The organism is Streptomyces sp. NPDC002054, assembly GCF_040296685.1.
GTDB lineage: Bacteria > Actinomycetota > Actinomycetes > Streptomycetales > Streptomycetaceae > Streptomyces.
The window spans coordinates 81,331-108,071 of the sequence record NZ_JBEOXT010000024.1 but is presented as its reverse complement, the minus strand read 5'-3'; the positions used below and the strand labels follow the sequence as shown (position 1 = coordinate 108,071).

Annotated in this window: 18 protein-coding genes; 9 read left to right on the top strand and 9 right to left on the bottom strand. The window is 70.2% G+C overall.

Annotated features, from left to right (window positions below; genetic code table 11):
* The first annotated feature begins 12 nt into the window (after positions 1–12).
* Positions 13–606 (top strand): hypothetical protein, encoded by a 594-nt coding sequence (locus ABT123_RS22420; RefSeq protein ID WP_351317452.1) that lies wholly within the window; start codon positions 13–15, stop codon positions 604–606.
* A gap of 482 nt (positions 607–1,088) precedes the next feature.
* Here ABT123_RS22420 and ABT123_RS22415 read toward each other — a convergent pair whose 3' ends face one another.
* On the bottom strand, positions 1,089–4,547 hold the full coding sequence (locus ABT123_RS22415) for a tetratricopeptide repeat protein (protein ID WP_351317449.1): 3,459 nt from the start codon (positions 4,545–4,547) through the stop codon (positions 1,089–1,091).
* A 309-nt stretch (positions 4,548–4,856) separates the two neighbouring features.
* Here ABT123_RS22415 and ABT123_RS22410 point away from each other — a divergent pair, with 309 nt between their 5' ends.
* Complete coding sequence (locus ABT123_RS22410; protein ID WP_351317447.1) at positions 4,857–5,588, top strand: DUF4365 domain-containing protein; 732 nt, start codon at positions 4,857–4,859, stop codon at positions 5,586–5,588.
* A 53-nt stretch (positions 5,589–5,641) separates the two neighbouring features.
* On the opposite strand, the gene ABT123_RS22405 is transcribed toward ABT123_RS22410, so the two are convergent.
* From ABT123_RS22405 to ABT123_RS22395, 3 genes are all read right to left on the bottom strand, one after another.
* Complete coding sequence (locus tag ABT123_RS22405; RefSeq protein ID WP_351317445.1) at positions 5,642–5,848, bottom strand: hypothetical protein; 207 nt, start codon at positions 5,846–5,848, stop codon at positions 5,642–5,644.
* 168 nt (positions 5,849–6,016) lie between these two features.
* The gene (locus ABT123_RS22400) at positions 6,017–8,482 is read right to left on the bottom strand and encodes a hypothetical protein (RefSeq protein ID WP_351317442.1); all 2,466 of its coding nucleotides are present in this window, start codon (positions 8,480–8,482) and stop codon (positions 6,017–6,019) included.
* 23 nt (positions 8,483–8,505) lie between these two features.
* The gene (locus ABT123_RS22395; RefSeq protein WP_351317439.1) at positions 8,506–9,072 is read right to left on the bottom strand and encodes a Uma2 family endonuclease; all 567 of its coding nucleotides are present in this window, start codon (positions 9,070–9,072) and stop codon (positions 8,506–8,508) included.
* Between the two features lie 229 nt (positions 9,073–9,301).
* On the opposite strand from ABT123_RS22395, the gene ABT123_RS22390 reads away from it, so the two are divergent.
* From ABT123_RS22390 to ABT123_RS22365, 6 genes are all read left to right on the top strand, one after another.
* Positions 9,302–11,359, top strand: coding sequence for a thioredoxin domain-containing protein (locus ABT123_RS22390; RefSeq protein WP_351317436.1), 2,058 nt, complete (start codon positions 9,302–9,304; stop codon positions 11,357–11,359).
* Positions 11,360–11,676: 317 nt separating this feature from the next.
* Positions 11,677–12,951 carry a glycosyltransferase gene (locus tag ABT123_RS22385; protein ID WP_502971018.1) on the top strand — a complete coding sequence of 425 codons (1,275 nt, stop codon included), beginning with the start codon at positions 11,677–11,679 and terminating at the stop codon, positions 12,949–12,951.
* Positions 12,948–14,672: an ArnT family glycosyltransferase gene (locus tag ABT123_RS22380; RefSeq protein ID WP_502971017.1), complete on the top strand. Its 1,725-nt coding sequence runs from the start codon at positions 12,948–12,950 to the stop codon at positions 14,670–14,672. Before ABT123_RS22385 ends, ABT123_RS22380 begins: the two co-directional genes overlap by 4 nt.
* A complete protein-coding gene (locus ABT123_RS22375; protein ID WP_351317430.1) occupies positions 14,669–15,850 on the top strand; it encodes a glycosyltransferase in 1,182 nt (393 codons plus the stop codon). The genes ABT123_RS22380 and ABT123_RS22375 overlap by 4 nt, the downstream gene beginning before the upstream one ends.
* 114 nt (positions 15,851–15,964) lie before the next feature.
* Positions 15,965–18,334 carry a galactose oxidase early set domain-containing protein gene (locus ABT123_RS22370; RefSeq protein WP_502971020.1) on the top strand — a complete coding sequence of 790 codons (2,370 nt, stop codon included), beginning with the start codon at positions 15,965–15,967 and terminating at the stop codon, positions 18,332–18,334.
* 202 nt (positions 18,335–18,536) lie between these two features.
* A complete protein-coding gene (locus ABT123_RS22365; RefSeq protein ID WP_351317424.1) occupies positions 18,537–19,235 on the top strand; it encodes a hypothetical protein in 699 nt (232 codons plus the stop codon).
* Between the two features lie 92 nt (positions 19,236–19,327).
* On the opposite strand, the gene trhA is transcribed toward ABT123_RS22365, so the two are convergent.
* A complete protein-coding gene (trhA, locus tag ABT123_RS22360) occupies positions 19,328–19,987 on the bottom strand; it encodes a PAQR family membrane homeostasis protein TrhA (protein WP_351317421.1) in 660 nt (219 codons plus the stop codon).
* A 229-nt stretch (positions 19,988–20,216) separates the two neighbouring features.
* Between trhA and ABT123_RS22355 the strand changes: the two genes are divergently transcribed.
* On the top strand, positions 20,217–22,040 hold the full coding sequence (locus tag ABT123_RS22355) for a phosphoenolpyruvate carboxykinase (GTP) (protein ID WP_351317418.1): 1,824 nt from the start codon (positions 20,217–20,219) through the stop codon (positions 22,038–22,040).
* 110 nt (positions 22,041–22,150) lie between these two features.
* On the opposite strand, the gene ABT123_RS22350 is transcribed toward ABT123_RS22355, so the two are convergent.
* The 4 genes from ABT123_RS22350 to ABT123_RS22335 are packed head-to-tail and all read right to left on the bottom strand — an operon-like array spanning position 22,151 to position 26,740.
* On the bottom strand, positions 22,151–22,777 hold the full coding sequence (locus ABT123_RS22350; protein ID WP_351317416.1) for a hypothetical protein: 627 nt from the start codon (positions 22,775–22,777) through the stop codon (positions 22,151–22,153).
* On the bottom strand, positions 22,764–24,431 hold the full coding sequence (locus ABT123_RS22345) for a substrate-binding and vWA domain-containing protein (protein WP_351317413.1): 1,668 nt from the start codon (positions 24,429–24,431) through the stop codon (positions 22,764–22,766). The genes ABT123_RS22350 and ABT123_RS22345 overlap by 14 nt, the downstream gene beginning before the upstream one ends.
* Complete coding sequence (locus tag ABT123_RS22340; protein ID WP_351317410.1) at positions 24,428–25,645, bottom strand: toxic anion resistance protein; 1,218 nt, start codon at positions 25,643–25,645, stop codon at positions 24,428–24,430. Before ABT123_RS22340 ends, ABT123_RS22345 begins: the two co-directional genes overlap by 4 nt.
* A 15-nt stretch (positions 25,646–25,660) precedes the next feature.
* On the bottom strand, positions 25,661–26,740 hold the full coding sequence (locus ABT123_RS22335) for a substrate-binding domain-containing protein (RefSeq protein WP_351317407.1): 1,080 nt from the start codon (positions 26,738–26,740) through the stop codon (positions 25,661–25,663).
* Position 26,741: the final 1 nt, after the last annotated feature.

Below are 26,741 nucleotides of genomic sequence, written 5' to 3'. Positions count from 1 at the left end.
CATGATCGGCCGGTGAGCCGAAGCAGCGGAACCACCGGAACCAGCGGAACCACCGGTACCAGCGGAATACCAAGCACCTTCGACCCGGACACGGTCTTCGCACCGCTGCGCGGGCTCCGGGTGCGGGACATCCTGCTCCCGGGCTTCATCGACCGCGACCGGCCGCTGCCCTGGTTCCAGCCCATGCCGCACGCGGTCTACTTCGCCCCGGACGAAGCCGACGACGGGTACGTCCGGGTGGCCGACGTGCCCGACGAAGGGCAGCTCACCCTGTGCCGGGTGGCGGAGCCCAGCTGGCCGCCACAACTGGCCGACCTCGAGGGCGACGAGTTCGCCGTCGGCTCCTGCGGCACGGACCACCTCGGCACGGACGGCCACGCCCTCCCTCTGACCCGGGTCCGCTACGCCCTGGACGAGGTGTCCGACCGCCTCCCCGGCGCCTTCCGCTGCGCCGAGTTCACCTTCGGCCCCGCCCGGGTCTTCCTCGACCCGATGAACTACTTCGGCATCCGCATCCAGGGAGCGGCCGGCTACGAAGAATGCCTCACCGCTCGCCGCACCCGCACCGACCTAGGCCCGGTCCGAGAACACACCTGGACCCCATAACCACCGCCATGGCCTACGGCCCGTGACCGCCTGACCCCGGAACTCGAGCCCGGAGCCCGCAGCCGGTGGCCCGGAAGCCCATGGCCTGCGGCCGGTGGCGCGGAAGCCCATGGACTACGGCCCGTGGCCCGGAAGCCGCGACCTACGGTCCGGAACCCGCGGCTCGGAAGCCCGGACCCCGTGTCCGCCGGAGCCTGGAGGCTCGGGCTCGCGGCCCGGAGCCGGTGGCCCAAAACCCCGCATCCCGCGGCCGGTGACCCCGGAACCCCATGGCCTGCGGCCGGTGGCCCGGAAGCCCATGGACTACGGCCCGTGGCCCGGAAACCCGCGGCCTACGGCCCGGAACCCGCGGTTCGGGAGCCCGGACCCCGTGCCGGCCCGGAGCCCGGAGGCCCGGGCTCGCGGCCCGGAGCCCGCGCCGGTGGCCCGGAGCCCGGGGCCGGGGCCGGCGGGGCCCGGAAGGCGCAGCCGGCTCGCGTGGGTCAGCCCGAAGGCGTTGGTACTGGCACCCCCATGATCTCCCGCGAGTGCCGGTTCGGAATCATCTGCAGGCGCCACGCCTGCCAGCCCTCCGCCGGGTCCACCCCCCGCGCCAGGATCAGCGCGTACGCCTCCGCGCAGTCCTCCAGGCGCGGATCCCGCAGCGGATGCGGCGCGGCGGTGAGCTCGGCCAGCTCCCGGCCGGCCGCCTCCGCCTCCGCCGCGTACGGCAGCAGGGTGCACCGCAGGAATCGCGCCCAGTCCTCGCCCCGCCGGTCCCCGTACGAGGCGAACAGCCGGGCCGCCTCCTCGCACAGCGCCAGCGCCTGCGGGATCCGCGCATTGCCGGCGTCCACCACCGCCAGCTCCAGGGAGGTCCACGCCTCCCCGTGTGCCAGCCCGATCCGGCGGAAGTCCGCCTTCGCGTCCACCAGCAGCTGCCGCGCGAACCCCGAGTTCCGCAGATTGCCGGTCTGCGCCGCGCGCTGGTCGCGGGTCACCCGGCCCGAATGGTGCCGGGCGCACGCCAGCCCGTACACATCCCGCATCCGCGAGAACATCGCCCGCGCCCGCTCCAGCTCCCGCACCGCCGGGTCCCGCTCGCCCCGCTCCTCCAGCGCCTGCCCCAGGTAGTACAGCGACCACGCCTCGCCCCGCGCGTCCTCCGCCTCGCGGTGCCGCACCTGCGCCTCCCGCAGCCGGTCCGCCGCCTCCGACGGATCCCCGCCGACCAGCCGGGCCCGCCCCAGCTGGGTCAGCGCCCACGCCTCACCGCGGGCATCGCGCGTCCGCCCGTACAGATCCAGCGCCAGCCGGAACTCCGACTCGGCCGCCGGCACGTCGTCCATCCGCAGGTACACCTGGCCGCGCTGGAAGTGCGCCCACGCCTCCCCGTGCACGCTCTCGCTCTCCCGGTGCAGCGCCAGGGACTCCTCCAGCAGCGACAGCGCCTCCGCCAGATGCGCCAGGTCCCGCTCCACCGCCGCCAGCGCGTGCATCGCCCACGCCCGGTCGCCCGCCAGCTCCTCCGCCGCCTGCATCGCGATCGCCTCGCGGATCTTCGCGCCCGCCTCCGGCAGGTGCCCCTGGTGGTGCAGGGTGATCCCCAGCGACACCAGCGCCCGTGCCGCGCCCGCCTGCTGGTTGGCCTCGCGGAACCGGTCCACCACCTCCGTCAGCGTGGTCCGCGCCTTGTCCAGCTCACCCAGCTGCCGCGCCGCAATGCCCGTACGCCACTGCACCGACCGCACCAGCAGCCCCTGGCCGGCCTCCACCGCCTGGGTCAGCTCGTTGATCTCGCCCAGCCGGTACAGGTCCCCGCGCAGCAGGCAGTAGTCGCACAGGGCCCCGAGCAGATCCAGTACCGCCCGCTGGTCCACGCCCTCGGTGTGCCGCAGCGCGGCCGTGATGAAGCTCGACTCGTCGTCCAGCCAGCGCAGCGCCGCGGCCGGCGAACCGAACCCGTGGCCGTCGAACTGGTCCGCCCGGGTCGAGGTCTTCCCGTCGACCATCCGGATCACTGCGTCGGCGAGCTGCGCGTAGTTCCGGATCAGCCGCTCGTGCGCCGCGTTCAGGGCCTCCCGGTCGGTGGCCTGCAGCTGTCTGGTGGCCGCGTACGAGCGCACCACGTCGTGCATCCGGAACCGGTCGCCGCGCACCCGGTCGATCAGCCCCGCCCGCCACAACTCCTCCAGCGCCTGCCGGGCCGCCGGTTCCGGTACGTCCAGCAGCGCGGCGGCGGCTGCAGCACCCAGCGAAGCCCGCCCGGCCAGCGGCAGGCGCAGCAGCAGCCGGCCGGCCTGCTCACCGAGCTCCCCATCCGCAATCCCCAACGCCCGCTCAGCCGGCCCGGCCCCGGCCCGCCGCGCGGCCCCGGCTCCGGTCCCGGGCCCTGCCCCGGCCTGCTCCCCGGCCCGGGCTCCGGCCTGCTGCGCGGCCCCGGTCCCGGCTCCGGCCCGGGCTCCGGCTGCGGCCTGCTGCGCGGCTCCGGTCCCGACCCCGGCCCCGGGCCCTGCCCCGCCTCCGGCCCCGGCCTGCTGCGCGGCCTTGGCCCCTGCCGCGGCCGGGGGCTCCGCCGCCGGCCCGGCACGCATCGCCTCCGCCAGGTCGCCGGCGTCCCGCCGGGCCAGCAGCGGCCCCAGCATGCGCAGCGCGAGCGGCAGCCCGCCGGCCGCCTCCGCGACGACCGCCTCCGGAGCCCCGGCCGCCACCCCTTCCGTCCCCGGCGCCGCAGGCGCCCCACGCATGGCCGATCTGACCAGCTCCGCCGCCTCCGCCGCCCCCAGCCGCGCCACCTCCAGCCGGTGCACCCAGGCCGGCAGGTCCGCCGGCAGCTCCAGCGGCTCCCGGCAGGTCACCAGCACCAGCGAATCCGAACGCGCCGGCAGCAGCGCCCGCACCTGCTCCCCGTCCACCGCATCGTCCAGCACGATCGCCACCGCCAGCCCCTGTACCTGCTGGTGGTACAACTCGCCCAGCCGCCGCAGCTGTTGATCCGGCGAGGACCGCTCCCGGAACAGCAACTGCTCCCGCGGCGCCCCCAGCCGGTTCAGCAGATGCAGCAGCGCCTCCCGGGTCGGCAGCGGAGACTCCCCGCCCGGCCGCCCGCCCCGCAGGTCCACCACGCACGCACCCCGGTACTGGTCCCTCAGGTGGTGCGCCACCCGAACCGCCAGCGCCGTCCGGCCCACCCCCGGCTCCCCGTGCAGCAGCACCACGACCGGCCGGGTCTCCGTACTGGCCCGCGCCGCCTGCACCCACTGCGCGATCCGGGTGATCTCCGACCGTCGGCCCGTGAACCCGCCCGACAGCTCCGGCAGTTGCCCGAAGCTCTGCTCCAGCACGCTCCGCCGACGGGCCTCCGCACTGCGATCCACCCCCCGCAACTGAGGCGACGCGGCCGGCTTCACCCCGCGCGACACCCGGGACGCCGCCGCCACCTTCCGCTGCTGCTCCAGGAACGGCCGGATCCCCCGCACCTCCAGCGCCGACAGCCACTGCAGCTTCAACTGCTCCGGCCCGCCCGGCTGGCCCAGTGCCCCGGCCCGGCGGTGCGCGGCCGGCAGGTGGGTCGCCGTCACCTTCGCGACCGTCGCCACCGCGCCGGCCGCCCCGACCAGCGCACCCGCACCCAGCGAGGTCCCAGCCTCCACCCCGAGCGCCAGATCCGCACCGAAGGCCACCACCGCGGCAACCGCGGTCACCAGCACGGCCGTCGACGCATTGCCCCGACGGAACGCATCCCCGAGCGACTGCTCCCCGTCCGCCGCCGCGTCCAGCGCCCGTACGTACGCCTCGTACTCCACCGCGGCACTCGCCGCCAGCGCATCCAAGGCCTCCCTGGCCCGCGCCAGCAACGCCTCCCGGTCGATCACCGGCCCCGCCGCACCGGCCCGCCGGACCTCCTCATCGACGGCCCGCACCAGCACCCGCTCCGCCTCGCTCCGATGGCTGTCCCGCATCAGCATCCCCCTCCGAGCGCTCCGGTAGAGCTCCCCAGTGTCCTGCCCGTCCCGCGAGAGCGCGAGAGAATCTGAGCTAGTTCAGAGGGAGTTGAACCCGTAGGCGATCGGGGCATCCACCTGCCAGCGCCTGACGCACTACCCGCCCTGCGGGGTGGCCGACCTCGCCGCCTACGACCGCCCCCGCGGCGCCCGCCATCCCGGTCCGCGAGCGCGGTGTTTGTACCTTGATGGCTGTTCTAGTCTTGGCCCCGTAGACCAAGAGGGGGCGGGATGCCGAAGGTGCCTGAAAGTCGGCGCGTTGGGCGTATGGCAGTGAATGAGGTGCGTGCACTGCTGGAGCGGCATGGGCACATCGTGCAGGAGGTCGACGGCGGTAACGACCACGGCGAGGATTTGCACGTCACCTTCGTGCAGAACGACCAGCGAACAGCGGACTCCGTGGCCGTGCAGGTCAAGGGTGGGGTCTCGACGCGTACCAGGAGGGGACATCGCGTCCGAGTCGGGGATCACGGGGGCAATTGGCGCGACGGTAGCCTTCCGGTGCTCTGCGTAGTCCATGATCCTGAGCGGGGCGGCCTCTTCTGGGCCAATGCGACCCGTCAGCTCCGACGAGCCGAAGCGCTGCGCAAGACCTTGAAGTCTGTTGTTGTCTCACGGGAGTCCGTGCTGGACGACGCCAGCATCGGGACTTTCGTGCAGAGCATGCGGAACTCCCTGGTTTGGGAACGTCAAGGGCTTGGCCGGTGGGCGGACATGGCAGACGTCGAGTTCGCTCCGAACGACATCGTCAAACCCTTCGAGAACGAGTGCGGCGAACCCATGATCTTCTGGCAGCGGCGTGGGGAACCATTCGCAGTCTTGCTTCATCATGATCTTGACTGGGAACCCGTGCGCGTTCAGGAGCGGATGCTCCGCTTCGATCCCATCCCGGTGATCGGCAGTGTCATCCTCGACAGTGCGGAAGCACACTGGCTCATGGGGTGCTTCCAATCCACGGAGTGGTGGCGTCGACCGGTCGAGCAGAGTGACCTCGCCTGACCTCTGGCGGGTCTCCTTGGAGGTTCCAGCGAGTTGCCGCCTTCCCGTGGACATCAACGGCGCTGGTGTAGCGGCCGCGTGGGCTGGTTGCTCACGTCCGCGACGGCTTGGGCAAAGACACGGAAGGCCGAGACCCGCCCGGGGTTGCTCAGGCCGCGCAGCGCTGACAAGAAGCCGACCAGAAGGACCAGCGGGTAGATGGCGCGCTGGAGGGTGAGTACACCGGCGCAGATCACGGTAGACAGCAGTGCCACGGTCACGATGAGAGCCCTTTCGGAGTGTCAGGGCACCGACTGGTGCGCTGACACTCATACAAGGATGCGCGGTACCGGAACTCCGAGGCGCTCATTGCACCAGGGCACTCAAAGTGCCTGGTCAGACAGGTAGCGTCCGGAGTTCCGGTCCGGATGCGCGCTACCAGGGTCGTGTCAATGCACGAACCCTCGGGTCGGATCGCGAGGCGGCATGTTCCCGAACTCCTCGAACCACCCTTCGGGCCGCAGGTCTCCGATGCCCATGCGTCGGTTGAGCGGGTCGTCGGGGTGTTCCAAGCCTTGCATCGCCGGGTCGTAGAGGAAGAGGACATCATGGTCCTGAAAGAGCAGATCCGAACAGATGGGCCAGTCGTAGTCGCCCCGCTGCTCGGGCAGCCCTCGGGTGAACTCAGCCACCAGATCCGGTTCATCACATGTCATTGCCGAAGCGCTCTGCAAGGCAAAGTGGAGTGCCAGTTCCTCTGCCGTGCAGCGTGGTTCAGGGGAACGTCCGAGAGCGATGTCTTCGTTGAGATCGTCCAGGGCTCTTAGTACCCTGCGCCGCCAAGATCGTGACTGGCTCCATGTGGACGCCGGCAAGCATGCGAAGAAGATCCCAAAGCCTTTCGGGGAGATCGGCTGGTCACCCAGTTCATCCAACTCGTCGTGAGCCATATCGGCGAGGATCTCCAGGTTGCAGCTGAGCATGCGCGATGTGCGCGGCGTCATCTGCCAGGGTTCTTCGCCCTGCTCATCCCATTCGATGTCTGGGTCCCAGGTTTCCGAACCTAGCTCGTGGCCCTCTTCGGGCCTGTAGATTCCCGGTTCATTGAAGGATGCGATCGATACCGCATCTCCGCCCTCTGCAGCGCGGACATACCACTCATGGGCTTCGTCGTTTTGCCCGCGCCGTTGGGCGATCACACCTCGGAGTCGCATGGCAAGAGCATCCTCCTGGGCTGCGGCCCTCTCGTAGCAGGCCGCTGCTTCGTCCCATCGTCCTTCAATCTCGTGCAGGACGCCAAGAACTCGGGCCTGCAATGGAGTTCCTGTCTCACATACCGCCCGGTACCACGAGGACCAGGTGTGTTTCGGACGTCGTTCGCGCTGTACGAACCCAAGGTCGTGCATAGCGATATGGTCACCTCTGGCCGCCAGTGGAGAGAAGCAGCGCTCTGCGAGCACCAGGCGGCCGAAGCGGAAGGCAGACCGTCCGACAGGCAGCAGTTCGCTACCGCCGTTCGCGTGCGTGACTGCCGCCTCCCATACCTCGTCAGGGATGTCCGCCGCTTCGACGGCGCTGGCAGTGGCATCCACGAGGTAGTCGAATGGCCGCCAGGCTTCTGCGGTATCTGTGGCAACCAGCATTCCCGCTACACCGAACTGGATCTCGGTCGCCCACATCAGAGCCTGCTCGGAGCTCTCGGCTCGGAGACGCGAGGCTTCCCCGGCAGAGAGATAATACGTAGACAGCGCCAGCAGGGTCTCGGTGGGCAGAGGAGTGGAGATACCTGCTCGCGCAAGGTCGATAGCTGCCTGAACCAGGGCTGCCCCACGGGGGTGGCCTTTCGGCTGACGTCTGGCTGTTAGGAACTCTTCGAGTAATTTAGGCCCGGCTGCGAGGTATTCCGCGATGCCGTGAACGCCGTGATGGCGGGCTGCGTCAGCGAGACGCATATCAGGATTCGGGTTCGCAAGGTGCGCGCGGAGTCTGCTCATTTCCGCCTTGGACCACTGTCGGTCCAGTATGAGGGGATCGATGAGGTTCAGGACCCGGGATCCCAGGCGGCGCGCAGACGCCGCGCCAGCTTCCGTGCCTCTCAATGCGCGCTCACTGTAATTGCCGTATGCCTCGGAACGTATGGTGGCCATGACCACAACCCGTTGCTCCAGGAGCGCGGACAACATGCCTTGATCGAGGCCGCCAGGGAGGAGGAAGTGGTCGAGGTCGTCCAGCCAGAGCACCCACTTCCGACGGGCGGGCCTCGGTAACGATATATGCGATAGCACGGGGCTCAGGTCGCTTGCCGCAGGTGGTGCAATGATCCAGTGATCGGACAGTTCGCGTCGTACAGCCTCGAAGGCGCACCGTGATTTTCCGGCCGTGGACTCGCCGACCAATAGGACGAGGCCACCGTTCTCCCTGGCTTCAACCAGTTGAGCCGAGACCGCGCTGTCCGCGTCCCGTGGCACATAGGTCGGTAGTGGAGGAGCACCCTCGAGGCGACTCGTTCGGTGAACGCCCAGTTCCAGCGGCTGGGCGTCAGCCACCGGGAGGATCGGGATCCGGATTGCGCCTACCGTGATGTGACGCGATTCTTCCTGTGCCGGAGTGGGAGTCTTGGCTCTCGCCGAGCGCAGTAGGCGATCCCAAACTGCCGGGTCGGCGAGTGCGGAAGGGAGGGCGATATTTCGCTGCCGAGCCAAGGTGTCGACTGCACGGAGAAACTCTCGAAAGAGCTTATTCGTCGGTATGTGCTTTCCGCTTCGCCAGTCGCTGATGCGTTGCACGGACAGGGAAGTTCGCCCAAGGCGATCCCTGCTCGCAGAGCAGATGGCGGCTGGCTTAGGGGAGCCGGTCGCGGCGAAAAGAGCCTCCAGGTGCTCCCGGAATTTCCGCTTTCCCGTGTGCTCAGCCATGACGGAATGATCTTCCAGCGCTGTCAGACGGCTCCCAGGTCGACAGTGACGGAGAAGGGCGCGGCAGCCTTGATCGCGCCGGTGAACATCTCGCCGTCCCTGTAAGCCTTGGTGGCGGGATCGAGGACGTAGGTGTAGATGATGGGGACACCAGTGGCGGCCTGCTCGACCCGCCAGTAGAAGGGGATGCCGGCCTTGGCGTACTGGTCCACCTTCACGATCCGGTCCGTGGTTTCCGAACCGGGCGACACGACCTCGACGACCAGGAGTACGTGCTCGGGGCGGGTAGGTGCGAGGTCGATGGTCTCCGCCCGGTAGACGATGACGTCCGGACGGCGGTTGGTGAGCGGAACGTCCTGCAGGCGGACGTCGAAGTCCGTGTCGGCGTTCCAGTCCGGGCCCGCGGCGGCGTCCAGGGCATTGGCCAGGATTCGGGCCAGCCGGTTGTGCCGTTTGGAGGCGCTCGGGCTCACGACGACCATTCCGTCCACGATCTCGATGCCGGCGCACTGCTCCTCGGACCAGGAGTCGTACTGTTCCGCGCTGATCTGCGTATGCATCCACGCGGGCGCCACCATCTCGGCGGTCATGGTGTACCTCCTTTGAGGAGCCTCGGCAGGTCCAGCGCTGCTGGGCCCAGCCTACTGTTCCGAGGTGTCGGCCCGCCCGACTCGGAGGAACGCCGGGAAAAGTTCGACGCCGACTCTGAGGGGAAGTGGCCGCCCGCCACGCGATGGCTCACACGTGCAATTCGGCCAAGCGAGGCGGGCTCGCGAGGGTTTCGTCGGTTGCGCCAGGCGCTGTGAGAGGCTGGGCCGTATGAACCGGTTGGCTGGTGTGACCTCGCCTTATTTGCTTCAGCACGCTGACAATCCGGTCGACTGGTGGCCCTGGTCGGCGGAGGCGTTCGAGGAAGCGCGGCAGCGTAATGTGCCCGTTCTGCTATCGGTCGGCTACTCCGCGTGCCACTGGTGCCATGTCATGGCGCACGAGTCCTTCGAGGACGAGCTGACCGCCGCCTATATGAACGAGCACTTCGTCAACATCAAGGTCGACCGCGAAGAACGCCCCGACGTCGATGCCGTCTACATGGAGGCCGTGCAGGCCGCCACCGGCCAGGGCGGGTGGCCCATGACGGTGTTCCTCACCGCCGATGCCGAGCCCTTCTACTTCGGGACCTACTTCCCCCCGGAGCCCCGGCACGGGATGCCCTCCTTCATGCAGGTCCTCGAAGGGGTGCGGACCGCCTGGGTCGGGCGGCCCGAGGAGGTGGCCGAGGTGGCGCGGAAGATCGTGCAGGATCTGGCCGGGCGGCAGTTGGACTACGGGCGGGCCGGGGTGCCGGGGCCCAAGGAGATGGCGCAGGCGCTGCTCGGGCTGACCCGGGAGTACGACCCCACGCACGGCGGGTTCGGCGGGGCGCCGAAGTTTCCGCCGTCCATGGTGATCGAGTTCCTGCTGCGGCACCACGCCCGGACCGGGGCCGAGGGCGCGCTGCAGATGGCCGCGGACACCTGTGAGGCGATGGCCCGGGGCGGGATCTACGACCAGCTCGGCGGCGGGTTCGCGCGGTACTCGGTGGACCGGGAGTGGGTGGTCCCGCACTTCGAGAAGATGCTCTATGACAATGCGCTGCTCTGCCGGGCGTACGCGCACCTCTGGCGGGCCACCGGCTCCGAGCTGGCCCGGCGGGTTGCGTTGGAGACCGCCGACTTCATGGTGCGGGAGCTGCGGACCGAGCAGGGCGGGTTTGCCTCCGCGCTCGATGCCGACAGTGACGACGGCACCGGCCGGCATGTGGAGGGCGCGTACTACGCCTGGAGTGCCGCGGAGCTGCGCGAGGTACTGGGGGAGGCCGACGGGGAGCTGGCCGTCGGGTACTTCGGGGTGACCGAGGAGGGGACCTTCGAGCACGGGACGTCGGTGCTGCAGCTGCCGCAGGACGGGCCGGCGGCCGACGGGGAGCGGATCGAGGGGATCAGGGCGCGGCTGCTGGCGGCGCGGGCCGGGCGGCCGGCGCCCGGGCGGGACGACAAGGTGGTGGCGGCCTGGAACGGGCTGGCGATCGCCGCGCTCGCCGAGTGCGGGGCCTACTTCGAGCGGCCGGACCTCGTCGAGCGGGCCACCGAGGCCGCGGATCTGCTGGTGCGGGTGCACTTCGACGCCACGGCCGGCCGCGCCCGGCTGTACCGGACGAGCAAGGACGGCAAGGTCGGCGGCAATGCCGGGGTGTTGGAGGACTACGGCGATGTCGCCGAGGGGTTCCTCACCCTGGCGGGGGTCACCGGTGAGGGGGTCTGGCTGGAGTTCGCCGGGTTCCTGGTCGATCTGGTGCTCGACCGGTTCGTCGCCGAGGACGGCACGCTGTACGACACGGCGCACGATGCGGAGCAGTTGATCCGACGACCGCAGGACCCGACCGACAATGCGGCCCCGTCCGGTTGGACGGCCGCGGCGGGCGCGTTGCTGTCGTACGCGGCGCACACCGGCTCGGAGGCGCATCGCACGGCGGCCGAGCGGGCGCTCGGGGTGGTGCATGCGCTGGGTCCGCGCGTCCCGCGCTTCATGGGGCACGGGCTGGCGGTCGCGGAGGCGTTGCTGGACGGGCCGCGGGAGGTGGCGGTGGTGGGTCATCCGGACGATCCGGCGACGGCCGCGTTGCACCGGACGGCGTTGCTGGGGACGGCTCCTGGGGCTGTGGTGGCGGTGGGCCTGCCTCAGGGTGCGGGGGCGGGGGACGGGGAGTTCCCTCTTCTGGCTGAGCGCACACTCGTTCGCGACCTTCCCACGGCGTATGTGTGTCGACATTTCGTCTGCGCGCGGCCTACGACGGATCCGATCGAACTGGCGGGGCAGTTGGGTGTGCTTCGTCCCTGAAGCTCCCGGAGTAGCGTCAATTCCGCTTGATTCCCCCTGAGTTCGGAAACGTGGTTTTTATCTGAGGACCGTCTGACTTTCACGTTCTCTGCCTAATCTCTAGTCTTCGGGAGATCCGATTCGGGATCTCGGGATCGCGCACTGGGGGGTGCGCTGCTGGGGGACGGTGGAGGGGTAGCGGCGGGCCGGGGGGCCCGCCCGTCAGGCCGCCAGGCCGACAGGCTTTCCTCCGGGGGGTTCAGACGTCGTTGCGGTCTCGCGGCCTTGCGGCCTTGCGGGGCCGCGGCATGGCCACGGCATGCCTGTGGGGGGACCATTTGTACGCGTCTGTGTTTATTGCTGCCATTTCGCTGGCGCTCTTCTGGATGGCCGCGTTCACGCTCTGGTGGCAGATGCATGCGTGGCGCACGCCCGAGACGCTCGCCGCGACCCGTTTCGACCGGCCCGACGGCGGCGGACGGCTCGCGTTCTCACTGCTCCTGCCGGCCCGCCACGAACAGGCCGTGCTGGAGCACACCATCGACCGGCTGCTCGAATCGAGCCACGCCGACTACGAGATCATCGTGATCGTCGGCCACGATGACCCCGAGACCGCGGCGGTGGCCGAACGCGCCGCCGCCCGCGCACCCGAAAGGGTCCGGGTGGTCACCGACCACCACGAGTCGAAGAACAAGCCCAAGGCCCTCAACACCGCGCTCCCGCACTGCCGGGGCGACATCGTCGGGGTCTTCGACGCTGAGGACCAGGTCCACCCCGAGCTCCTCGCCCATGTCGACCACGCCTTCCGCTCCACCGGCGCCGACGTCGTCCAGGGCGGGGTCCAGCTCATCAACTTCCACTCCAGCTGGTACAGCCTGCGCAACTGCCTGGAGTACTTCTTCTGGTTCCGTTCCCGGCTGCACCTGCACGCACAGAAGGGGTTCATCCCGCTCGGCGGCAACACCGTCTTCGTCCGCACCGAGGTGCTGCGCGAGGCCGGCGGCTGGGACCAGAACTGCCTGGCCGAGGACTGCGACCTCGGGGTGCGGCTGTCCTCTGTCGGCAAGAAGGTGGTCGTCGCCTACGACTCCGACATGGTGACCCGCGAGGAGACCCCGGGCTCCCTGGTCAGCCTGCTCAAGCAGCGCACCCGCTGGAACCAGGGCTTCCTCCAGGTCTACCGCAAGAAGGACTGGCAGCAGCTGCCCGGCCGCGGCCAGCGCTGGCTGGCCCGCTACACCCTGATGACCCCGTTCATGCAAGCCGCCTCCGGGGTGATCATCCCGCTGAATTTCGCCGTCGCGGTCTTCCTCGACGTACCCGTCGGGATCGCGATCATCACCTTCCTGCCCCTGATCGCAGCGATGGTGACCTTCGTCTTCGAGATCGTCGGACTGCACGACTTCGGCCGCCAGTACGGCCTGCGCGTGCGCTTCGTGCACTACCTCAAACTCGTCGTCGGCGGCCCGTTCTACCAGGTCATGCTGGCCGGCGCCGCGATCCGCGCGGTCTGGCGGGAGCAGCGCGGACGCAACGAGTGGGAGCTCACCAGCCATGTCGGTGCGCACCTCGCCACCGCCACGACCTCTGCCCGAGAGGACAGCCACCAGTGACCGCCACCCTGCCCACGGCCACTGATCCCCAGTCCGCCGTCGCTGCCGTCGCCGTCGTCGATCCGGTCCGCCCCGCCGATCCGGCGCCGGCACCCCGGCCCCGCCCGGCCGTGCCCGTCCGGCCGCTCGTACGCTTCCGCTCCTCCCGCCCCGATCTGCTGCTCTGCGGGGTCCTGCTGCTGGTGATCCTGCTGGTCCAGGGCTGGAACATCACCGCCTTCCCGGCCCTGTCCGACGACGAGGGCACCTACCTCGCGCAGGCCTGGGCGGTCCAGCAGGGCGAGGGGCTGGCCCACTACACCTACTGGTACGACCATCCGCCGCTCGGCTGGATCCAGATCGCCGGCCTCACCTGGCTGCCCTCCCTCTTCGTCCCCGAGTCGATGACCGTCGCCTCGATGCGGTTCGCGATGCTCGCCGTGTCGGCCGCCAGTGCGGTCCTGCTGTACGTGCTGGCCCGCCGGCTGTGGCTGCCGCGCTGGGCGGCCGGGCTGGCGATGGGCCTGTTCGGGCTGTCCCCGCTCTCCGTGGTCCTCCAGCGCGAGATCTTCCTGGACAACCTCGCGGTGATGTGGATGCTGCTGGCGTTCTGCCTGGCCGCCTCGCCCAGCCGGCACCTGTGGCACCACTTCGGCTCCGGGCTGGCGGCGGCCACTGCCGTGCTCACCAAGGAGACGATGCTGGTGGTGCTGCCGGCGCTGCTGGTGACCATGTGGCGGCACAGCCACCGGGACACCCGCAAGTTCGCCGTCACCGGCGCCATCACCGCCTGCACGCTGATCGGCCTGACCTATCCGCTGTACGCGCTGCTCAACGGCGAGCTGTTCCCCGGCAAGGGGCACGTCTCGCTGATCGGCGGGATCACCTACCAGATGGGCCGCGAGGGCTCCGGTTTCATCCTCGACTCCGGTTCCGGATCGCACGGCGTCTTCCAGTCCTGGCTGTACTACGACACCGTGCTGCCGCTGGGCGGGCTGGCCGGCGCGGTCCTCCTGCTGGTCACCTTCCGGTGGTCGGTCACCGCCCGCGCGCTCGCCGGGCCGGCCCTCGCCGCCGTGATCCTGGCGCTGGTCGCGATGCGCCCCTCCGGCTACCTGCCCGCCATGTACGTGATCCAGGCCCTGCCCTTCCTGGCCCTGGTCCTCGCCGGGGGCGCGGCCAGCATCACCCACGCCGTGCTGCACCGGAGCAACCGCCCGCCGGTGTGGGCCCGTTGGGCGCTGGTCGCGGTCCTCGCCACGGCCGCCGCCGGGTACGTCGTACCGCGCTGGTACGAGGGCAACCGCACCGCCCTCACCGCGGACGCCAACGGCCCCTACCGGCAGGCCGCCGCCTGGCTCGGCACCGAGGTGGCGGACCCGCGGGGCACCCGGGTGCTGCTCGACGACGCGCTGTGGCTGGACGCCGTCCACGCCGGGTTCGAGCCGGGCGACGGCGCGATCTGGTTCTACAAGGCCGACCTCGACCCGGCCGTCACCCGGACCCTGCCGGGCGGCTGGCGGGACGTGGACTATGTCGTCTCCTCGCCGACCGTGCGCCGCGACGCGCGCGACCTGCCCACCGTGAAGGCCGCACTGGAGCACTCGGTCCCGGTCGCCGTCTTCGGCACCGGCGAGGACCGCATCGAGATCCGCCGGACCGTCCCCGAGTCCGTCGCCGAGACCGTCCCCGCGACTGTCCCCGAGTCCGTCCCCGAGACCGCGAGCGGGAGCCGGCGATGAGCGAAGACCTGTGGACCCATGCGCTCGGAGACCCGGCGGCCGAGTCCGCCGAAACCCCCGCGCCCGGCAGCGTCACCCTGATCATCCCGACCTTCAACGAGTCCGGGAACATCCGCGAACTGCTCAGCCGGCTGGGCGAGTCCCTCCCGGCCCATCTGCCCGTCGAGGTCCTGTTCGTCGACGACTCCACCGACGACACCCCCGAGGTGATCGAGAAGGCGGCCCGGGACTGCGCCTTCCCGGTGGATGTCCTCCACCGCGAACAGGCCGTCGGCGGCCTCGGCGGTGCCGTGGTCGAAGGGGTGAAGCGGGCGGCCGGCGACTGGATCGTGGTGATGGACGCCGACCTCCAGCACCCGCCGCACCTGGTGCCCGAGCTGGTCGGCGAGGGCGAGCGCACCGGCGCCGAACTCGTCGTCGCCTCCCGCTACATCAGCGGCGGCAGCCGGGCCGGGCTGGCCGGGAACTACCGCATCGCCGTCTCCCGGGGCGCGACCTGGCTCACCAAGGGCCTGTTCCCGCGCGCCCTGCGCGGCATCAGCGACCCCATGAGCGGGTTCTTCGCGATGCGCCGCTCGGTGGTCACCGCCGAGGCCCTCAAGCCCCTCGGCTACAAGATCCTGCTGGAGCTGGCGGTCCGGTGCCGCCCGGCGAAGGTCGCCGAGGTGCCGTTCGTCTTCCAGGAGCGGTTCGCGGGGGAGTCCAAGTCCACCGCCAGGGAGGGCATGCGCTTCCTGGCCCACCTGGCCTCGCTGCGCACGGCCACCCCGCTGGCCCGGATGATCGGCTTCGGCCTGATCGGGCTGTCCGGCTTCGTGCCGAACCTGTTCGCGCTGTGGATGCTCACCGGGGCGGGCATGCACTACCTGCCGGCCGAGATCGTCGCCAACCAGGCCGGGGTGCTGTGGAACTTCGTCCTCATCGAGACCCTGCTGTTCCGGGACCGGCGCCGGCACCGCCACTGGGCCGACCGGGTCGGCCGGTTCGCCCTCCTCGCCAACGCCGACCTGCTGCTGCGGATACCGCTGATCGCCCTGTTCGTGGCCCAGTTCGGGCTCTCGGTGCTGCCGGCCACCGCCCTCGCGCTGGTCACCACCTTCGTGGTGCGGTTCGCGGCCACCGAGGCCCTTGTCTACCTGCCGCGCAAGGGCGCCAAGCACCGCCGCGCTCCCCGCTGACCACCAGAGCCGCACGAGACACCGCACGAAACAAGGGAGGACGTACCCATGCGCATCCCGATCCGACGGGCGCGGCGAGGACGGCGCCGCGCCGCCCTGCTCGCCGTCGGGGCGATGGCCGGCGGCCTGCTGCTGACCGCACCGCAGCAGGCCACGGCCGGTCCGCCCAATCTCCTCACCAATCCCGGCTTCGAGACCGCCGGAGCCCCCGGCTCCGACATGCCCTCCTGCTGGTCGAAGTCCGGCTGGGGCAACAACGACTTCACCTTCACCACCGTCGCCGACGCCCATTCCGGCACCAAGGCGATGCGGGTGGCCCTGACCCGCCGGGTGGACGGCGACCGGAAGGCGCTGGTCACCGAGAACACGGCCTGCGCCCCCGCGGCCGTACCGGGCAAGCAGTACGACCTGTCCACCTGGTACAAGTCCACCACCCCGGACGTGTCGGTGACGGTGTTCCGGCGGGAGGCCACCACCGGGGCCTGGCAGTACTGGACCGACCTGCAGAACCCGCCGGTGAGCGCCGGGTGGGCGCGTACCGAGGTCCGGACCCCGGTGGTGCCGCCGAACACCGACAAGATCGCGTGGGGGCTGTCGGTGTACGGGGTGGGCACGCTCACCACCGACGACTACGCGATGGAGGAGGTGGGGACCACCCCGCCCGCGCCCACCTGCACCGGGACCCCGGAGCAGTGCGCGAAGGGCAAGTGGGAGGTGATCCCGGCCAAGAACCCGACCCGGTCCATGCACGCCGTCGTACTGAAGAACGGCAAGGTGCTGCTGATCGCGGGCTCCGGGAACGACATCGCGCAGTTCAACGCGGGCACCTTCACCTCGGCCGTGTACGACCCGGCGAACGGCTCCTTCAAGACCATCCCGACCCCGGTGGACATGTTCTGCGCCGGCCATGTGCAGCTGTCCGACGGCCGGGTGCTGGTGATGAGCGGCAACAAGGGCTATCCGTCGGCCGACGGCACGATCGGCTACCAGGGGCTGAAGGACAGTTACGTCTTCGACCCGGCCACCGAGAAGTACACCAGGACCAACGACATGAACGGCGGGCACTGGTACCCGTCGGCGACCGTTCTCGGCAACGGTGACGTGATCTCCTTCGGTGGGCTGAAGGAGGACTCCACCGGCAATGTCACGGCGGAGAAGTTCTCGGCGGCGCAGCACAAGTGGCTGCCGATGGGCGAGGTCAACCAGACCTGGTCGTACTGGGGTCTGTACCCGTCGATGATCCTGATGCAGGACGGGCGGCTCTTCTACTCGGGCAGCCACACCTTCGGCAACGGCACCCCGGGCACCGGCGCCTCCGTCTACAACTACGACGCCAACACCATCACCGACGTGCCGGGCCTGCGGAACAAGGACCAGCGCGACGAATCGGCGAGCGTGCTGCTGCCCCCGGCCCAGGACCAGCGGGTGCTGACCATCGGCGGCGGCAACAACGAGACCAACCCGGCGGCGAACCGGCTCACCGACATCATCGACCTCAAGAAGCCGAGCCCGGCCTACACCGCCGGCCCCGACCTGCCGCAGGGCCTGGTCGACCAGGGCGCGGGCAAGAGGCCGCAGACCGGGGCCGAGGGGAAGATGTACGTCTCGGCGGTGCTGCTGCCGGACGGCAAGGTGCTGGAGACCGGCGGTGCGCTGCACGACCGGGCCGACCCGGTGTTCGAGGCCTCGTTCTTCGACCCGGCCACCAACACCTACCAGCCGGGCCTGGCCACGGACCCGGTGCCGCGGACGTACCACTCGGCGTCCTTCCTGATGCCCGACGGCCGGGTGATGTCGGTCGGCGACAACCCGGGCAACGGCACGTACAACCACAACGTGTCGATCTACACCCCGCCCTATCTGTTCAAGGGCCCCCGGCCGCAGATCACCTCGGTGATCGACACGCAGTGGGTGTACGGGGACACACAGCGGATCACCGTCAACCGGGCCATCGCCAAGGCGGAGCTGATCCGGCCGGCCGCCGTCACCCACTCCTCGGACCCGAACCAGCGGTTCGTGGACCTGCCGCTGACGGTGGTCAACGGCACGACGGTGGACCTGAACGTGACCAGCAACCCGAACCTGGCACCGCCCGGCTGGTACATGCTGTTCGCGGTGGACGCGAACGGCGTGCCCTCGATCGCGCAGTGGGTGCACCTGGGCGGGGCGCCGGCCCTGGCGGCCTTCTCAGGCGAGCAGCAGCCGGCGCCGCACGAGCACACCTTCGCGGACAAGCTGGGCCCGGCCAAGAAGAACCCGGCGAAGCGGGACTCGGCCCCGGTCAGCCCCAAGATCGCGGGCTGCGACCGGCACTACGGGACGGCCACGCTGTGCGTGCCGACGGTCTTCCCGGCGGAAGTGAAGAACACCCCGAAGGCGCGGTGTGACTGGCTGGCCGCGCACAAGTATCCGCAGCGGATGAAGGTCAACGGCAGCGACCCGCTGCGGCTGGATCCGGACCGCAACGGGTTCGCCTGCGGCTAGCGGCGGCCAGGGGCACAGGTCCGCTCGGCGTGCCGCGACTCGCCCGCGGAGCTAGCCTGAAGAAGCGCGTCCATGGCCCGAGGGGCCGGGCGCGCCGCCGGGTCGGCACGGGGGCGGCTCAGCCGAATCGCACGTGGGCACCGGCTCGCGTCAAGCGATGTTCGTTCATCCCGTCAATGCCTTCCCGGCAAGGAGGGAACGCATGAATCGGCAAGTTCGGCACGCACTTCTCACCCCACTGCTGGTCGGCGTGGTCGCCGTACCATCCACGATGGCCGCCCAGGCCGCGCCCGCCCCCGCCGCCGCTCCCGGCGTGGTCCCACAGGCGACCTGCCAGCTCAAAACCGCGGCCGGTACGAATCCCGTCGAGTTCGACCTCGTGCTGGCCGGCTTCAGGGCGGGGCAGCAGGTGAAGATCAATGGCCCGGAGAGGCTGACCCGCAATGTCAGTGGGGCAGGCGCCTTGACGGTAGAGGACGTCAAGAAGGGCAACTACACCGTGTGGGTCGGTCAGGGCAGAAACGCGAGGAGGACCGACTGCACCAGGGACCCCAGGCCGCCCGCCCCGCCCCCGGCGGTCAAGATCTCGGGCGCTGACATCACAGGTGCGTCGACCACCCCTGCGGAGGTCAACTGCTCTCAGCCGCAGAACGTCACCTTCACGGGCAAGCTCACCGGATCGAACACCGGGAATGTCGACTACATCTGGCAGTCCGGCGCCAAGAGGGTTGCTCCGGAGCTCAAGTTCACCGCCCCGGAGACTCCCGTCGTTTCGTTCGTCGTGCGGTCGCCCACCCGCGCGGCGCCCGCGGATCCGGTCCCCAAGGTGTCCGCCCAACTCGTGGCGATGAACGCGTCGGACGAATTCACGTTCACGCTCAAGTGCGCGCCCGGAACCTGACAGGCCGCCACACCATCCAGCCCCAGCCCCGGCCCGTCCGGCCTGCGCGCTGCACGGCGCGCAGGCCGGACGGGCAGCAGTCGTTCAGCGCCCTACGCGTGCGAGTACGCGGCCAGCGAGATCCCCACGTAGTGGGTGACGAAGGCGACCAGCGTCAGGGAGTGGAAGACCTCGTGGAACCCGAAGAAGCGCGGGGAGGGGTCGGGCCGCTTCATTCCGTAGATGACCCCGCCCACGCTGTAGAGCAGCCCGCCGACGATCACCAGGACCAGGACGGCGATGCCGCCGGTCCGCATGAAGTCGGGCAGGAAGAACACCGCGGCCCAGCCCATGGCGATATAGCAGGGGGTGTAGAGCCAGCGCGGGGCGCCGACCCAGAAGACCCGGAAGGCGATCCCGGCCGCGGCGGCGAGCCACACCGCCCAGAGCAGGGTGCGCCCGGTGGAGGGCGGGAGCAGCAGCACGGTCAGCGGCGTATAGGTGCCGGCGATTATGAGGAAGATGTTGGCGTGGTCGAGCCGCCGCAGGATGGCCTCGCCGCGTGGACCCCAGGTGCCCCGGTGGTAGATCGCGCTCACCCCGAACAGCAGGCATGCGGTGAGGACGTACACCCCGCAGGCGATCCGCGCACTGGTGGAGTCGGTGAACGCCATCAGCACCAGGCCGGCGACGACCACGGCGGGAAACATCCCGGCGTGCAGCCAGCCGCGCATCATCGGCTTGGCGAGGGCTTCTGCAGTCATGGCGGACATGCTACCTACGGGTCCGTAGGTTCCCATCAGCTCCTCTATCGCGTCGATCTTGTGCTTTACCGAAGATTGAATCGAGTGGCGATGCTCACGTGAGAGGCCCCCTGGACATATGCGCACATCCACCGGATGATCAGATGAGTGCGGTCGGCACCGGATGAGCGGAGCGCGAAGCGTCCGGGTCGCAGCCCCCACGGGGCATACCCAAAAAACCCCTCTACAAGGAGCAATCGTGGCGCGCGACAACGCGGCTCCCACCACCGTCCCGACGAAGCACCAGGAACTGATCTCCTGGGTGAACGAGATCGCAGCGATCACCCAGCCCGACCGGATCGTCTGGTGCGACGGTTCCGAGGCCGAGTACGAGCGCCTGTGCGAGGAGCTCGTCGCGAAGGGCACCTTCAAGAAGCTCGACCCGGTCAAGCGCCCGAACTCGTACTACGCCGCCTCCGACCCCTCCGACGTCGCGCGCGTCGAGGACCGGACCTTCATCTGCTCCGAGAAGGAAGAGGACGCGGGCCCGACCAACCACTGGAAGGCTCCTTCCGAGATGAAGGAGATCTTTGCGGGGCAGGAAGGTATCTTCCGCGGCTCCATGAAGGGCCGGACGATGTACGTCGTCCCGTTCTGCATGGGCCCCCTCGGCTCCGACCTCTCCGCGATCGGCGTCGAGATCACCGACTCCGCCTACGTCGCGGTCGCCATGCGCACCATGACCCGCATGGGACAGGCCGTCCTCGAGGAGCTCGGCACCGACGGCTTCTTCGTCAAGGCCGTCCACACCCTCGGCGCCCCGCTCGCCGAGGGCGAGGCCGACGTCCCGTGGCCCTGCAACACCACCAAGTACATCTCGCACTTCCCGGAGACCCGCGAGATCTGGTCCTTCGGCTCCGGCTACGGCGGCAACGCCCTGCTCGGCAAGAAGTGCTACGCGCTGCGCATCGCCTCCGTCATGGCGCGCGACGAGGGCTGGCTCGCCGAGCACATGCTGATCCTCAAGCTCACCCCGCCGCAGGGTGAGGCCCGCTACGTCGCCGCCGCGTTCCCGTCCGCCTGTGGCAAGACCAACCTCGCCATGCTGGAGCCCACGATCCCCGGCTGGACGGTCGAGACCATCGGCGACGACATCGCCTGGATGCGCTTCGGCGAGGACGGCCGCCTCTACGCGATCAACCCCGAGGCCGGCTTCTTCGGCGTCGCCCCCGGCACCGGCGAGCACACCAACGCCAACGCCATGAAGACGATGTACGCCAACACGGTCTTCACCAACGTCGCGCTCACCGACGACGGCGACGTGTGGTGGGAGGGCATGACCGAGGAGGCGCCCGCCCACCTCATCGACTGGAAGGGCAACGACTGGACCCCGGAGAGCGAGACCCCGGCGGCCCACCCCAACGCCCGCTTCGCCGTCCCCGCCTCGCAGTGCCCGACGATCGCCCCCGAGTGGGAGGACCCCAAGGGCGTCCCGATCTCCGCGATCCTCTTCGGTGGCCGCCGCGCCTCCGCCGTCCCGCTGGTCACCGAGTCCTTCGACTGGAACCACGGCGTCTTCATCGGCTCGAACATCGCCTCCGAGAAGACCGCCGCCGCCGAGGGCAAGGTCGGCGAGCTGCGCCGCGACCCCTTCGCCATGCTGCCGTTCTGCGGCTACAACATGGGCGACTACATGGCCCACTGGGTCAAGGTCGCGGCCGACAAGGACCAGTCGAAGCTCCCGAAGATCTACTACGTGAACTGGTTCCGCAAGAACGACGCGGGCAAGTTCGTGTGGCCGGGCTTCGGCGAGAACAGCCGCGTCCTGAAGTGGATCGTCGGCCGCCTCGACGGCACCGCCGAGGGCGTCGAGACCCCCATCGGCATCCTGCCGTCCAAGGAGTCCCTGGACCTCGAAGGCCTGGACCTCCCGGCCGAGGACCTGGACTTCCTCCTCACCGTCGACAAGGAGGTCTGGCGCGAGGAGGCCGCCCTGGTCCCCGAGCACCTGAACACCTACGGCGACCACACTCCGAAGGAGCTGTGGGACCAGTACCACGCGCTGGTGGAGCGGCTCGGCTGACCGAGCCGCGCCGAATCGGCGCGCATTGAACGTGGGAGCCCCCGACCAAGCGGCGTCCCACCGCTGTGGGAGCCCCCGACCAAGCGGCGCCCACCGCAGCACCCGGCCTGTCAGGAGCGTCCTCGTTCCTCCAGATAGGTCGTGTGCGTCTGCTGACGGCGGGTCTCCACCTCGTGGAGGCCCGCCGTCAGGCGTTCCGCCTCGTCGAACAGCACCGACAGCTGCCGCTCCAGATGCCGCTCCGGCGGCACCGTCCCGGGCTGCAGCCGGTTCCACCAGCGGGCCCGGTTGTACGTGTCCACCGACTCCGGCACATCGGTCCGCACCGCCCGCGACAGGGCGTGCACCGACTCCGGATCGGCGGCCAGCACGTCGGCCACCCAGCCGGGATCGAGCAGCCGCCCGTACAGCTCCAGCAGCTCGGTCAGCTTCCCGCCGGCCGCCGGCGGCAGCTCCACCTCCGCCAGGTACTCCCGCAGCCGCCCGAAGTCCTCCCTAAGGACGCCCAGCTGCTCGCTCGGATCGAACTCCGGCGGAGCGACCCGCTCCGGCGGGGCGATCAGCGCGCCCGCGGCGTACAGACCGACGACCACCAGCGGCCAGAGGCTGCCGGCCGCACCCGTGAGGGCCAGGCCGACGCCCACCACCCCGCAGGCACTGCCCGCCAGGTTCTTCCTCGACTCCAGGTATGCCAGGGCTCTGCTGTTACTTCTGCTACTGCTTCTACTGGTAGCCACGGATCTCCTCGAAGGCCCCGTCCAGGGAGCCCTTCCCGTCGGTGGCGTCGAAGAGGCGCCCACCGGTCAGCTCGGTGATGTGCGACAGCTCCTTGCGGTCCGAGTCCCCGAACAGCACCGCGAACACCGGGGTGGTCCGCTGCGCCTCGGGCAGCTTGGCGTAGAACGAGTCGAAGTGCCCGGCGTCCACCCCCTCGGTGTTCTGCCCGTCCGTCATCAGCACGATCGAGGTGAACGCGTCCGCGGAGCCCTTCCCCAGGTGCTGGTACGCCGCCTCCAGACTGCTGTAGACCGCCGTACCCCCTTCCGGGGTCAGGGAGTTCACGTCCTGGCGCACGGCCCCCAGCGCCGCCTCGGGATTGCCCGGTTCCACCACATGGGTCCGTACCCTCTTCACCGAGGACCCGAACGGCAGGAGCGTGACCTCCTCGCGGTCCCGGAACCGCCGTCCCGTCCCCGAACTCCCGCTGCCGGTCAGATCGGTGAGCGCCTTCTTCAGCTTCCCGATCCGGTCGTCGGCGGCCATCGACCCGGAGGTGTCCAGCACGTACACCGTGCGGGAGGGGCGGCGCAGCTCGTTCTCGTACGAGGACAGCAGCCCGTCGGCGACGGCCGGCGTGCCCGGGAACGGCAGCTCGCGGCGCGGCTCCCCGGCCAGTCCCGCCGCGGGGACGACCCCCGGGGTGACCGGGCGCCGGAAGGTCCGGTCGGTGATGGCCTGCTGGGCCGCCGTACCGCGCAGGTACTCGGTGAGCACCCGCCCGGACTCGCGGGCCCCGGCCGGGGCGGAGGTGAGCAGGGTCAGCGGATAGTCGGCGGTGACGACCCCGTCCCGCGGCCGGACCACGGTCAGGCCGGTCTTGCTGTCCCGGTTCATGCCCAGCAGCACGGACTCGTAATTGACCAGCGCGTCAACATCCTTGCGCCCCAGATAGGCGGTGGCCAGCCAGCCGGAGGAGCCGGAGGTCAGCTTCTGCCCGGCGAAGAACTCCTTCAGCTGGGGAGTCACCCGCTTCACGTCCTCGGCGGTGAGCGCGGCCTGCGCGCCGGACAGGCCGGAGGCGACCGAGACCAGTGCGGAGAAACCGGAGTTGGACCGCACCGGGTCCGTCATCCCGTACGTGAGCTTCCCGGCGGTGACGGCCTGGTGCACGGCGGACCAGGTCACCTCCTCCGGCTTCCAGCCGAGCCGGGCCAGCGCCTCGGGCTTCATGCCGAGCGCGACCGGTGACGACATCAGCGGGGTTTCGGAGCTGAGCTTCCCGGCGGCCTGGGGCCGCAGCCGCAGATAGTCGTTGGAGGCCAGCCAGATGGCGTCGTACTTCCCGTCGGCGGCCCCGGAGGCCACCTGCTCGACGGCGTCCAGGGTCGCCGTCCAGGTCGGCTCCACCCTGACGCCCGTCGCCTTCCGCGCCTCTTCCAGCAGCGGCTCCATGTCGCCGAGCTCACTGGAGGCCAGGACCCGGAGCGTGCCGGGCTTGTACGCGGTGCTGCTCGGCTGCTGCGAGGGCTTGCCCTGATCGTCGCGGTTGCCGCCGTCTCCGCCGTCGGAGGTGCAGCCGGCGCCGGTCACCGTCAGCAGCCCGGCCAGCAGGGCGCCGGCCCAGCCGCGGCTGTTGCGGCGGCCGGTCCGGCGGTTGTTGTGCCGGCTCACCGGTCACCGCCTTCGAGGGCGCCCGCGGTCCGGGTCCGCGCCAGATATGCGGAGGCCGCCTGGAGCTCACCCGTCAGCGACTCCACTGTCGCCGCCATGTTCTCCGTCGCCTGCACCTTGAACGTGTCGATGGTGTCCAGGGTTTGGTAGATCTGTGCGAACGCGGAGCGCAGGGTCTCCGCCCCCACCGCCGGATCGGCCGCGATCCGCTGGATCTCCCCGCTCTGGGTGCTCAGCATCTCCGCATTTCCGCGGATCAAATCCTCGGTGGTGTTCCGCAGCGTGTTGACCTGCTCGACCACCATGCGCTGGTTGTCCAGCGCGGAGGCGAGCATCACGGCGATCCGCAGTGCGGACACCGTGGTGGTTGCCGCCCGGTCCACACCCTTGATCAGCTCGTCGTTGTTCCGCCGGACCACGTCCATGGCCAGGTAGCCCTGGGCGCAGACGGCCAGCTGGGTCAGCAGGTCCTGGTGCTTCTGCCGGACCGGGAAGAGGACGTCCGCCCGCATCGCGTCCGCCTGCTGCGGATCGCTCAGCCCGACCTCGGCCACGCGCTGCTCGACGGCTGTGTCCAGGGCCTCGGTGAGGACGGCGTACTCCTGGAGCTTGCCCATGGTCTCCCAGAGCCGGGCCCGCTCGGTGTGCAGGGCCGCGTTGTCGCGGCGCAGCTCGTCCTGGCCGCTGCGCAGCGCGCCGACGATCTTGTTGAGGGTGGCCTGCGAGGAGGCGTACTTGGCCACGTGGTCGCGGAACCGGTTGCCGCCGGGCAGTTTGGCGAGGAGTCTGCGGGCGCCCTTGGCGGGGGTGTCGCGGGGGTCGAGGTCCTCGACGGTGCGGCGCAGCTCGACCAGCGAGCCGGCGACCCGGCTCTGCGCGTCGCCGCCGTCGGCCTTGCCGTTGGCCTTGCCGTCGGAAAGCGAGCGCACCGCCCGGTCCAGCATCCGGTTCGACTGCTGGGCGGCGCTGCGGATGTCGGCGGCGCCGAGGCCGGCGATCTCGCCGATCCGGGTGGCGAACTCGGGGGAGCGGGCGTCGAGTCCGGCGAGCGTGCCGACGTACTCCCCGGCCCGCCGGGCCATCTCCTCGCGGACCCCGTCCTGGAGCGGGACCAGGCCGGAGGCCTGCTCCCGGCGGACGGGGGCGACGGGCTCGGGCGCGGTGAGGACGAGCGGTGCGGTGGCGGCCGGGTCCTCGGGTGGTGTCAGTGTCATCTGCGTACTCGTCCTCTAGCCCTTGGCCCGCTCGGCGAGCGTCTGCAGGATCTTCACGGTGGGTGTGCCGACCTGGTTGATGCCGGCCAGGTTCTGGTTGAGGTAGGCGGTGTGCGGGGCGGTGGCCTTGGTGAACTCCTGGACGCCGTTCTGCGGCCGGAACCCGTGGCGGACCGCCAGCTCGCGCAGCCGGGGATCGGTGGAGAGCAGCTCTCCGAGCTCCTTGGCCTTGTCGTTCAGCGGGACGAAGGTGTGGTCGCTGTTGACGGTGGTGTCCGGGTAGAGCACGACCATGTCCCCGGCGGGCTGGTTGCGCAGCAGCAGCGCCGCGACCTGGGACTCGTACACGAGGACGAGCGGCTGGCCGGCCCCGCTGACGAACTCCCGGAACGGGGCGTCGGTGCTGGGCGGCTGCTGGCCCTGCGGGGCGGTGACCTTGTTGAGCAGCGGGGCGGTGGCTTCGATGCCCTTGGCGTCGGAGACGACGGTGTGGCCGTTGGCGACGTTGGAGAGGGCGGCGAGGTAGAGCGCACCGGAGTTGGAGGAGCTCGGGTCGGTGGACCGGATGAGGACCTTCCCGAGGAGCTCGGGGTGGGCTTCGGAGCCCTTGAGCTGCTGCCAGGTGCGGTCCTCGCCGGCGGCCTTGACGAAGGCGCCCATGGCGAGGGTGCCGGTGTTCTTCCCGGTCATCCGGACGAGTCCGTTCTCGGCGAGCACCTGAGCGGTTCCCGTACGGGTGACCACGACGAGCGGCGAGAAGAAAGGCACCACCTGCGAGCTCTGGACCCCGGCCTTGGCCTTGACCTCCTTGGCGGGTTCGCTGCTGCCGGGGAATGCGAAGTCGTAGGAGTTGAGGGGGAGTTGGTCCATGGCCCAGGAGCCGGACGTCTCCGTCTTGACGGTGTAGCCCTTGGCGGAAAGGGCCTTCACCACGTCGGGGTCGGCGAAGAACTCGGACTTCTCCGAGCCGATTACGCCGTGCACGGTCTTCGTTGCCGTGTGTTCTGGGTCCTGAGGTCCGCCTCCTGCCAAGATGACGGCTACCACGCCACCGATCAGCAGGACTGCCAGGACGATTCCGAGGATGCGTCTCACG

Coding starts and splice junctions, on each gene's coding strand:
- ABT123_RS22415 (WP_351317449.1), bottom strand. CDS start 4,547: ATGCGGGACAGCCATCGGAGCGAGGCGGAGCGGGTGCTGGTGCGGGCC.
- ABT123_RS22410 (WP_351317447.1), top strand. CDS start 4,857: ATGGCAGTGAATGAGGTGCGTGCACTGCTGGAGCGGCATGGGCACATC.
- ABT123_RS22400 (WP_351317442.1), bottom strand. CDS start 8,482: ATGGCTGAGCACACGGGAAAGCGGAAATTCCGGGAGCACCTGGAGGCT.
- ABT123_RS22395 (WP_351317439.1), bottom strand. CDS start 9,072: ATGACCGCCGAGATGGTGGCGCCCGCGTGGATGCATACGCAGATCAGC.
- ABT123_RS22390 (WP_351317436.1), top strand. CDS start 9,302: ATGAACCGGTTGGCTGGTGTGACCTCGCCTTATTTGCTTCAGCACGCT.
- ABT123_RS22375 (WP_351317430.1), top strand. CDS start 14,669: ATGAGCGAAGACCTGTGGACCCATGCGCTCGGAGACCCGGCGGCCGAG.
- ABT123_RS22370 (WP_502971020.1), top strand. CDS start 15,965: ATGGCCGGCGGCCTGCTGCTGACCGCACCGCAGCAGGCCACGGCCGGT.
- ABT123_RS22365 (WP_351317424.1), top strand. CDS start 18,537: ATGAATCGGCAAGTTCGGCACGCACTTCTCACCCCACTGCTGGTCGGC.
- trhA (WP_351317421.1), bottom strand. CDS start 19,987: ATGTCCGCCATGACTGCAGAAGCCCTCGCCAAGCCGATGATGCGCGGC.
- ABT123_RS22340 (WP_351317410.1), bottom strand. CDS start 25,645: ATGACACTGACACCACCCGAGGACCCGGCCGCCACCGCACCGCTCGTC.